Origin of the sequence: Microcoleus sp. T2B6 (genome assembly GCF_036700475.1) — a bacterium.
Taxonomy (GTDB): Bacteria; Cyanobacteriota; Cyanobacteriia; order Cyanobacteriales; family Microcoleaceae; genus Microcoleus.
In genome coordinates, this window is the sequence record NZ_JAUBOZ010000014.1 from 48,013 (window position 1) to 58,641 (window position 10,629).

Here is a 10,629-nt window from a genome sequence, read left to right on the forward strand (position 1 = left end):
AAAATCCAAAATCTAAAATCTAAAATCGAATGACTCCCACCTTATTTGGTCGATGGCAAACTCGAATTTTATTATTTGCAACAGTCGGCGTTTTAGTAACACTGCCATTTTTTCTAGGTTTAATCGCTGGTAAATCAGGCTCGATATTTTTCGGGATTTTAGGGTATCTAGCGATTTTTGGCATCGGCTGGGATGCCTTATATATCTCGATCCAGCAGTACCGCTGGGATCGAGATTGGCCCGGCGCATTTCAATTGCTCGCTGGGATTTGGGAAGCACTTTTTGTCTTGCTATTAATCAAAACTATCGGTTTACCGGGGATACCGCTGCTAGACTTTGATTTAGGAGCTTTTGCTCTACATTATAGTTTTGTATGGCTGGCTATTTATCTGGCATCGCAAACAGTAATGCGGATTTTGTTTCCCTACTGGCGTTTCCGAGGCGGCCAATGGTTCTAACAATAGTTTGGTTCAGGGAGCGATCGGGCAAATCTATCTTATAATCCACATCAAGCACCTTGCCAAAACTATCCCTTGGGCTTTCCTGATTATCTTCCTCTCTTGAATTTAGCCAACACGCTCTTGAACTTGGCGATCGAAAAAACCAGAAACCACACCACAACACCCGCACCGATGCTAATCAAAAGCAGCATTAGCTGATGGGTGTATAATGGAGAATTCACCCCTCGCTGGAGAAACTAATGCAATGGAACCTTAACACTATTCCAAAATGCGGTACAAATCTTAGGAATATTTGATTAGTAAATTTAACTCAAAGCAATGCAAATTCATATTGATGCCGAACAAGGAAATATTCCAGGTGTAGCCCACCAAATTGCTAGTGGAGTCGATATTGATAGTACAGATAACTTTTACTCAAACACACCATTGATGTGCGCGATATCTAGCTCAAAGGCAACGAGCGATATGGTTAAGTTTCTTTTAGACAACGGAGCTGATATTGAAGTGATTTGTGGAGAGCATGAAAATAATGTACTCAGCTTAGCCGTGCAGTCAGGGAGTCTCGATAAAGTTCGACTGATTTTGGATGCTGGAGCCAACATAAACTATCAGAGACCAAATGGCTATCATGTTTTAATCGATGCCATAAATGGATGCGCTATCTCAACAGATCGAGAATTCTTATCAATTTTAAGTTTGCTGATCGAAAGAGGTGCAGAACTTAGCAATGTCAGTATCTACAGCAAGTCCGCCGTGAGTTTCGCCGCACAAAGGGGACGTTATGATGCTGTCAAATTATTGCTAGAGGCAGGTGCGGATGCTAGTGACCAATGGGCGGGACTAATGCAAGCGATCGCCTGTGAGGATGTCGAAAATGTAAAGGTATTACTCGCTCAAAATCCCGATCTTTCTGCGCGCGACTGCTGGAGTCGAACTCCTTGGCTGTTGAGTTTGGAAGTCGGTAAGCTTGAAACAGCCAAATTATTATTGTCAGCAGGAGCAGATCGCAGCGATCGTGGACACTGTGGCCAGACTCCATTGATGTATCCCATCGAAAACGATAAAACCGAAGTCTTAGAATGGTTGATTGAGCAGGGATTTGATATCGAAGCTACTGATGATTTTAATAGCACTCCTTTAATTTTAGCGGCAGAATGTGGCGCGACTGATTGCGTGCGTATTCTCTTAGAGAATGGAGCAAATCCTAGTCGAATAAATCATTGCTCTGATAATGCTATTAAATTGGCAAGTAATCTACAAATTGTCCGAATGCTTGTTGATGTGGGCGAAGATTTAAGCGATATTAGCGATGATATGAGGTCATATCTCACTGGAGTGGGTAATTACGATCTCGAAGTAACGCTAGAACAGTATTTGTCTGGCAGAGAGCGTCGATTTGGGAAAACTAATCCAGAAGTAATGGAAGTGGACTTTTGGAAGGCAATGATTCTGAGTGGTAGTGGGGCTTGGGATGCGGACTCAATGTTTAGCGGGGATAACTACGATAGACCTGCTGTATGGTGCTATCAAAGATTTGGGAGAACAATTACAGAATTGCCAGATGGAAGAATCATTGAAATTGCTGGCGAACACGAAGATTACTACGATCCAGACTTTTGTATCTATAACGATGTGGTTGTTTACGACGGACATGGCAATTTTAAGATTTTAGGCTATCCCAAAGAGGTTTTCCCTCCCACTGATTTTCATTCTGCAACCTTAGTTGGAGAGTATATCTACATTATTGGCAATTTAGGCTATCTTAAGGACAGAAACTATAATGAAACGCCAGTTTATCGACTTCACCTCGACACGTTCAAAATAGAAAAGCTGACAACTACAGGAGATAAGCCTCAGTTGATTTGTTGTCACAAGGCGCATTACAAAGAGCCATCAAAAATATTAATTACTGGTGGAAAAGTTGCCGAAAAATACGTTGATAACTCAATCGATTATATTTTGGATTTAACAACTTTAATTTGGAGTCAAGCGAATACGCATGAATAAAATGAGTTCCATTAAGTTAATCTTTTCTGTTTCCCAATTCCCAATTCCCAATTCCCCATGCCAAATTCCCAATTCCCCATCCCCTGTATTTTCTCATTTTTTTCGGGTTCTGGCTTGCTCGATTTGGGCTTTGAGTCGATCGGCTTTAATGTAGCGTATGTCAATGAACTTTTCCCACCTTTCATGCAAGCATACCGCTATTCTCGGCAGTGCATGAATTTGCCGCTACCAGAATACGGATATTGCGAAGGAGAGGAAGCAGATGTAACTCGACTTGTAGGGGGAGAACCAGCTTTTCGCCTGCGGGAATTGATGCAGGATGCCCGCAAGCATCACGATATTGTGGGATTTATCGCGGGGCCGCCTTGTCCTGACTTTTCTATTGGTGGTAAAAACCGGGGTGGGGAAGGAGATAAAGGTCAACTTTCAGCTTCATACATTGAATTGATTTGTCAGCAGCAGCCAGATTTCTTTTTATTTGAAAATGTCAAAGGTTTGTGGAGAACCAAAAAACATAAATCTTTTTACGACCAACTAAAACATCAGTTGGCTGATTCGGGATACGTTTTTGCCGAACGTTTAATTAATGCGATAGAATACGGGGTTCCGCAAGATAGGGATAGAATTATTTTGATTGGGCTTAGAAAAAACCTTGTCAAAAATATGGGCATTTCCCTAGAGGAAAAAAGCCCAATGTTAGCCGAAAGTTTATTTCCTTGGCAAAGTCAGGTATTATATCCCAAATCAGAAATTTTTTCTCACCCTTGGCCAGAGAGAACGGCCTTTGCAGATGATGGTTTCGTGCCTTGTCCTGATGGCATTCCCCAAGATTTAACGGTAGAATTTTGGTTCCAAAAAAATGACGTTCTCAACCATCCTAATGCCAAACACTATTTCCAACCCAAAGCAGGCATTAAGCGGTTTGCTTCCGTTGATGAAGGAGATGATTCAAAAAAATCTTTCAAGCGATTGCACCGATGGCGTTATTCGCCAACAGCTTGTTACGGCAATAACGAAGTTCATTTGCACCCTTACAAACTTCGTCGGCTTTCTGTTGCAGAAACACTGGCTATTCAGTCACTGCCAAAAGATTTTGCACTGCCGGAAAAGATGACGTTGACTAATATGTTTAAAACTGTTGGCAATGGGGTTCCTTATTTGGCTGCACAAGGTATTGCCAAAACAATTTTACAGTTTTTATATAGAAAGCAAATAGATAAATAAGCGCAAAAGTATCTCAGAAACCCGGTTTCTTGCTAGATTTGTCGTGACTAATCCCAAAACTCGTAGAAACCGGGTTTCTAGCCCCCCGTAACAGTTAATCGTCGCGCCTCACACACGCTAGAGATTGGTGAACGCGGTTGTTTAAATGAACTAATAAAAATAAAAATTCACAAATGGTTGGGACTTGTTATATAATAGTTGGTTAAGGTTGAAAACCTATATTTTTTATTTGCCTGCAATTCGCCATGACCGTTAAACCCCGCCGCTATCACATCACTACTTTCGGATGCCAGATGAATAAAGCCGACTCGGAACGGATGGCCGGCATTCTGGAAAATATGGGCTTTGAGTTCTCGGAAGACCCGAACGAAGCTAGCTTGATTCTCTACAATACTTGCACGATTCGCGACAATGCCGAACAAAGAGTTTATTCTAACCTGGGAAGGCAAGCTCATCGCAAGCGCCAAGAACCCGGTTTAACTTTAATTGTAGCTGGATGCGTGGCGCAGCAGGAAGGTGAAGCGCTGCTGCGGAGAGTGCCGGAATTAGACTTAGTAATGGGACCGCAACACGCTAACCGACTTGAAGATTTGCTGGAACAAGTTTTTGAGGGCAATCAAGTTGTGGCGACTGAAGCTGTTGAAATTATGGAGGATATTACTAAGCCGCGCCGCGATAGTAAGGTGACTGCTTGGGTGAATGTAATTTACGGCTGCAATGAACGCTGCACTTATTGTGTTGTCCCGAATGTTCGCGGGGTTGAACAGTCGCGAATGCCGGAGGCTATTCGCGCGGAAATGGAGGATTTGGGCCGTCAAGGTTACAAGGAAGTAACTTTGTTGGGGCAAAATATTGATGCTTACGGGCGCGATTTGCCGGGGACAAAACCGGACGGCCGCAACCAGCATACTTTGACGGATTTGCTTTATTTCTTGCAGGATGTGCCTGGTGTCGATCGCCTCAGATTTGCTACTAGCCACCCGCGCTATTTTACGGAAAGATTGATTAAGGCTTGTGCTGAATTGCCGCAGGTTTGCGAACATTTTCACATTCCTTTTCAGTCGGGAGATAATGATATTTTGAAGGCGATGTCGCGCGGTTATACTCAGGAAAAATACCGCCGGATCATTGATACAATTCGCCGTTATATGCCGGATGCTTCGATTACTGCGGATGCGATTGTGGGATTTCCTGGGGAGACAGAAGCGCAGTTTGAGAAGACTTTGAAGTTGATCGAAGAGGTTGGTTTCGATTTGGTGAATACTGCGGCTTATTCGCCTCGCCCTGGGACGCCGGCGGCTTTGTGGGAAAATCAGTTGAGTGAGGATGTGAAAGCCGATCGCCTGCAACGAATCAATCATGTGGTGACAACAACGGCGATGGAACGATCGCAGCGCTATTTCGGACGCACTGAAGAGGTTTTGGTGGAAGTCCAGAATCTTAAAGATTCAACTCAGGTGATGGGGCGCACTCGCGGCAATCGTCTCACATTTTTTAAGGGCGATATTGCTGAATTGGCGGGTAAAATTGTGCGGGTTAAAATTACAGATATTCGCGCTTTTAGTTTGACGGGGGAAATGCTTTAAATAGCACCGGAATGAGATAGGGGACGGCTTACTGGTGAACTTTTCTAAGAAGATGTAATTTTTTTTACCGCAGAGGGCGCAGAGGACACAGAGGAAGAGTGGAAGGGAGGAGATAAGTAGTCTTAAAGCGGTTCGTATGTGCCTTAGTTGCGCTCTCTGCGTGTATATTTGTCGAAAAGTCCTAGGAGTAGTGAAAAATGACAATGATGCGGATCGGGCTATTGTTCGGGGGGCGATCGGGCGAACACGAAGTCTCAATTAGTTCGGCGCGGGCGATCGCCGGCGCCTTGGCTGCGGAGGAAAATGCGTCTAAATACGAAGTTCTGCCCTTTTATATCCAAAAAAACGGCCGCTGGCTGTCGGGAACATTACCTCAACAAGTCTTAGCCACCGGAAAACCTCTGGAAATAGAGGAACAAACAGGAGAAGACGACTCTCCCGCTGGACAGTTTCCTAATTTTAATGCTGTAGATGTTTGGTTCCCTGTTTTGCACGGGCCAAACGGTGAAGATGGTACGGTGCAAGGGTTGCTGAAATTAATGCAAGTTCCTTTTGTCGGTTCCGGGGTTTTAGGTTCGGCGCTGGGAATGGATAAAATTGCCATGAAAATGGCTTTTGCTCAGGCTGGTTTGCCGCAGGTAAAATACATCGCTGTCAACCGTTCGGAAATCTGGTCTAATCCTTGCGTTTTCCCCAAACTCTGCGATAAAATTGAAGCAGATTTGAGCTATCCTTGCTTTGTCAAACCGGCGAATTTGGGCTCGTCTGTGGGAATTTCTAAAGCTCGATCGCGCGCTGAGTTAGAATCTGCTCTCGACAGCGCCGCTAGCTACGACAGGCGGATAATTGTCGAAGCGGGTGTGGTGGCTAGAGAATTAGAATGTGCAGTTTTAGGTAACGATAATCCCCAAGCTTCAACGGTGGGAGAAATTACTTTTCAAAGCGATTTCTACGACTACGAAACTAAATATACCCAGGGACAAGCCGACTGCTCAATCCCGGCAAAAGTCAGCGGTGCGATCGTCTCGCAAATCCAAGAAATGGCAGTGCAAGCATTTTTGGCTGTAGACGCGGCAGGTTTAGCGCGAGTAGACTTTTTCTACATTGAATCAACGGGAGAAGTTTTGATTAACGAAATCAACACTTTTCCCGGATTTACAGCTACCAGTATGTATCCGCAAATGTGGGCAGCGGACGGCATTTCTTTCCCTGAATTAGTACACCGTTTAATTCAATTAGCTCTCGAACGGCACGGGGAAAAAGGTTGAATCGCGCGCTGCAAACCGCTGCCGTGCCAACCGAAAAGAAATTATTTTCGCAGGTAATATATCCATACCAGCGGAAACGATATAACATAGTTGTGGCAGGCACTGCCTGCCAGCAACCCAATTTACCCTGGCAGAGCAACTGAGAAGTTTCAGCAGTCGGGTATAAATAAATGCACTATAAAATGGTTAACGGAGAAGGGCAAATAGCAGCGCCAATCTCACATCTTGCATCTCAAATTTTAACTCGGTTAACTTAGATGAGACGTTTCACTCAACTGCAGCAGTGGTGGACTTACGGACTGGTATTTCCCCTAGCGGTACTCAACTGCTGGTTAGCCCTCCTAGTCTTTGAATATTTTCGCGCCCTGATTACAGTTTTGGTAGTGGCTACAGTGCTGTCTTTTTTGCTAGATTATCCAGTGCGCTTTCTGCACAGATATGGCTTGAAGCGCGATCGAGCAGTTTTATCGGTATTGTTTTTGACTTTACTGCTATTGGTGGTTTTAGGTCTAACTCTGGCCCCGATTCTGCTAAACCAAATCACTGAACTCGCCACCCGACTGCCGACTTGGATAGTTTCTGGCACAGAACAGATTGAAGCATTCCACAATTGGGCCGAAAATCGCAATCTCCGCATTGATGTTAGCGGTTTGACTACCCAATTGAGCGATCGACTTTCATCTCAATTGCAGTCTCTCACTGGCGAAATTCTCAAATTTGGCTTGGGTGCTGCAGACAGTCTGTTGAATTTCCTCCTCACAATAGTCGTGACATTCTACTTGCTCTTGCACGGCGATCGCGTATGGGAAGGATTGTTTAAATGGTTTCCTTCCAAGCATAGCCTTCAATTGCGAGAGTTGCTGGCGCGCAGCTTCCACAACTACTTCGTCGGGCAAGCAACTTTGGCGGGTTTGATGGGATTGTCTATCACTGTTGCTTTTTTAATTATGCGAGTTCCCTTCGGACTTCTGTTCGGTTTGGGTGTGGGTGTAATGACTATGATTCCCTTCGGGGCACCTTTCAGTATTTGCATTGTCAGTTTGCTGATCACATTAAGCAACTTTTGGCTCGGCGTCACAGTTTTAGCTGTCGCTACAGTAATTGAGCAAATAATTGAAAGTGGGGTTGCTCCTCGGTTATTAGGCGGTTTTATCGGTCTCAATCCTGTGTGGATTTTAGTGGCGCTGCTGGTGGGGGTTAAGGTGGCAGGAATAGCAGGTTTGTTAGTTGCTGTGCCGATGGCTGGTTTTATTAAGAATACTGTTGATATTTTGGAAAGTTCGAGGAACAAGTCGAGGGAAATCGATTCGGTTAGTTCCATTGAACCTATGGAGCAATAAAATTCCTCCATAGGTTCAAATTTTAGATTTGAAAAGAGTTTTTGCAGGCTATTGTGACCGAGAGCATCCAGGATACAAGCCCCCGAATTTATCTCGCGCAAGTCAATCTAAAATCTAAAATCTAAAATCTAAAATCGCGCAATCGATTGACTTACAGCATATTCCATGTATATGCGGTACACACAATCTTGTCGTAAGCATCGGTGCGTCGCCACCAGTCAATGTGCAAGTTTCATTAAACATGAGCAGCGACGCACCCTACATAACAATGTACCAACAATTAAGGCGGATACTGTACTTCATGAACCACCGAATATGCTGTAGGTTTAGTTGGTACTTTAGCTTGAGGCTTTATATCAAATCCGGTAGCATCGGAATTATTCCTCTCTGTATTCTCTCCCTCTGCGTTCTCTGCGCCCTCTGCGGTTAAATCATTCCGATACAACCGGAAACGATATTACAGGTTTTTTACTTCCTGCTTTAGGGTGAGGCTTTCCGGTGCTTTAGCTGCTATCCTTCCTGGATGCAGGCGCGGTCAAAAATCCCGTTTCTACGTTAACGTCGATCGCTCACAACGAAGATTTTGCCTAGAATCCTGGTTTTGTTGAGTCCAGGATTATTTTTGACCAAGAATTTCAAAGGTGGTACCCGCCACGTGATTTATCCGTGGAATCAATCCAAAATCTAAAATCTAACATCCTCAAGCCCCCGAATTTATCTCGCGCAAGTCAATCCAAAATCTCAAATCTAAAATCTAAAATCGAATGACTTCGGATATCAATCCTGTGAAAAGTTCGCGGGAAATGCGGAATATGCGAGCTGGCTACCGTAGTTTGTATTATCGCACTCAGACAGCAATTCGCCAGTGCAGACCCAGTTCGATCGCACTCAAAAGCTCGAATCCACAAACAATTTGCCTGCGACTGTCCGGTTTATACCCCAGCTTGTAGGGTAAACCCCACCAGTCAAGCAGATATCATCAATGCTTGAATAAAAATTAAAGAACCTTTAGTTCTAATTTAATTACAGTAGGTGCTAAAAATGCAAAACCATAATTATAACTCTCCCTCTAACTCCCACCAACTCAATACTATGTCAACCAAAAATATGCCTGCTACAACTGTGCGTTCTCGCCGTTTCTATTTGCCGAAAAAACTTGCTTTTTTATCCCTCATTTTGCTCGGCTCCACCGCAACAGTTGGGTGCAACGCCCTAACTTCTCAAGTTCCTGGAAGTTCTAACGCCATTCAAGCTGCACCTTCAACTCCAGCGCCAATCTCAGCACTGCCTGCGAATATACTGCCCTCTCAAGACTCTAATTTTGTTACTAAAGTTGTGCAGGAAGTCGGCCCGGCAGTGGTGCGGATAAATTCGTCTCGCACGGTGACGAACCAAGTTCCAGATGAGATACCCGAGCAATTCCGCCGCTTCTTCGGTTCAGAATCTCCCATTCAACCGGGAAATCGGGTAGAAAGGGGTTCCGGTTCGGGCTTTATTTTTGGTTCTGATGGTCGCATTTTGACTAACGCTCACGTCGTTAACGGGGCGGATACGGTGACGGTAAAACTGAAGGATGGCCGCGAATTTGTCGGTAAAGTTTTAGGGGTAGATACAGTTACTGATGTGGCTGTTGTAAAAATAGAAGCTAACAATTTGCCTGTGGTGAGTTTGGGCAAATCTGAAGAATTACAGCCGGGAGAATGGGCGATCGCGATCGGCAATCCCCTCGGTTTGGACAATACTGTGACTGTGGGCATTATTAGCGCTACAGGCCGTTCTAGCGCCGATGTCGGTGTTCCCGACAAGCGCGTCAGCTTTATTCAAACCGATGCTGCGATCAATCCTGGCAATTCTGGCGGCCCGCTACTGAACCAGCGCGGTCAAGTTATCGGCATGAATACGGCGATTATTCAAGGCGCTCAAGGATTGGGTTTTGCTATTCCGATCGATCGAGCACAACAAATTGCCGACCAATTAGTAACAGTAGGAAAAGCCGAACATCCTTATCTCGGCGTTCGGATGTTGAGCATTACTCCCGAAGTCAAGGCAGAATTCAATAAAAATCCCAACACCAAATTGAGGCTGACTGAAGATAAAGGTGTGTTAGTTTTGGGAGTTGCGAAAAATTCTCCGGCGGCACAAGCTGGAGTTCGCCTTGCCGATGTGATTAAGAAAATCAACGGTAAAGAAGTAACTGATGCTGGCAGCGTACAGCAAATTGTCGAGAAAAGTACAGTGGGCAGCGATCTGCAGCTTGAATTGAGCCGCGGCGGACAACCTGTTACTGTGGCGGTGAAAGCGGGTGCTTTTCCAGCGGATCAGGAGCGGTAGAATTGTTGATTGAAACTTAGATATTGCACCATTCTCAATTAGCATTTTATGAACAGGCAAGATGCCTGTTCCACAAGAAAATCTACTCTTTGTGGAACGGGCATCTTGCCCGTTTTTGAGAGTGGTGCAAGATGTGAGTTTTAATCGGCTGTCAATAATCGTTTTAGGAACAGGCAAGATGCCTGTTCCACAAGAAAATTTATCTTTTGTGGAACGGGCATCTTGCCCGTTCTTGAGATTGGTGTAAGATGTGAGTTTTAACTCTGATCTTGCACCATTCTCAATTAGCCTTTTAGGAACAGGCAAGATGCCTGTTCCACAAGAAAATTTATCTCTTGTGGAACGGGCATCTTGCCCGTTCTTGAGATTGGTGTAAGATGTGAGTTTTAACTCTGATCTTGCACCATTCTCA

The 10,629-nt window shown here is 44.6% G+C and carries 9 protein-coding genes; all 9 read left to right on the forward strand.

Annotated features, from left to right (window positions below):
* The first annotated feature begins 29 nt into the window (after positions 1-29).
* On the forward strand, positions 30-458 hold the full coding sequence (locus QUA00_RS08955; RefSeq protein WP_333143310.1) for a hypothetical protein: 429 nt from the start codon (positions 30-32) through the stop codon (positions 456-458).
* 321 nt (positions 459-779) lie between these two features.
* Positions 780-2,468 carry an ankyrin repeat domain-containing protein gene (locus QUA00_RS08960; RefSeq protein WP_333409388.1) on the forward strand — a complete coding sequence of 563 codons (1,689 nt, stop codon included), beginning with the start codon at positions 780-782 and terminating at the stop codon, positions 2,466-2,468.
* 57 nt (positions 2,469-2,525) lie between these two features.
* Complete coding sequence (locus QUA00_RS08965) at positions 2,526-3,692, forward strand: DNA cytosine methyltransferase (RefSeq protein WP_333409389.1); 1,167 nt, start codon at positions 2,526-2,528, stop codon at positions 3,690-3,692.
* A gap of 245 nt (positions 3,693-3,937) precedes the next feature.
* Positions 3,938-5,278 (forward strand): tRNA (N6-isopentenyl adenosine(37)-C2)-methylthiotransferase MiaB, encoded by a 1,341-nt coding sequence (miaB, locus tag QUA00_RS08970; protein ID WP_333409390.1) that lies wholly within the window; start codon positions 3,938-3,940, stop codon positions 5,276-5,278.
* A 197-nt stretch (positions 5,279-5,475) separates the two neighbouring features.
* Positions 5,476-6,546: a D-alanine--D-alanine ligase family protein gene (locus tag QUA00_RS08975; RefSeq protein WP_333409391.1), complete on the forward strand. Its 1,071-nt coding sequence runs from the start codon at positions 5,476-5,478 to the stop codon at positions 6,544-6,546.
* A gap of 257 nt (positions 6,547-6,803) precedes the next feature.
* On the forward strand, positions 6,804-7,886 hold the full coding sequence (locus QUA00_RS08980; protein WP_333409392.1) for an AI-2E family transporter: 1,083 nt from the start codon (positions 6,804-6,806) through the stop codon (positions 7,884-7,886).
* 764 nt (positions 7,887-8,650) lie between these two features.
* A complete protein-coding gene (locus QUA00_RS08985; RefSeq protein ID WP_333409393.1) occupies positions 8,651-8,836 on the forward strand; it encodes a hypothetical protein in 186 nt (61 codons plus the stop codon).
* Between the two features lie 91 nt (positions 8,837-8,927).
* The gene (locus QUA00_RS08990; protein ID WP_333409394.1) at positions 8,928-10,217 is read left to right on the forward strand and encodes an HhoA/HhoB/HtrA family serine endopeptidase; all 1,290 of its coding nucleotides are present in this window, start codon (positions 8,928-8,930) and stop codon (positions 10,215-10,217) included.
* 61 nt (positions 10,218-10,278) lie between these two features.
* Complete coding sequence (locus QUA00_RS08995; protein ID WP_333409395.1) at positions 10,279-10,464, forward strand: hypothetical protein; 186 nt, start codon at positions 10,279-10,281, stop codon at positions 10,462-10,464.
* Positions 10,465-10,629 lie beyond the last annotated feature (165 nt).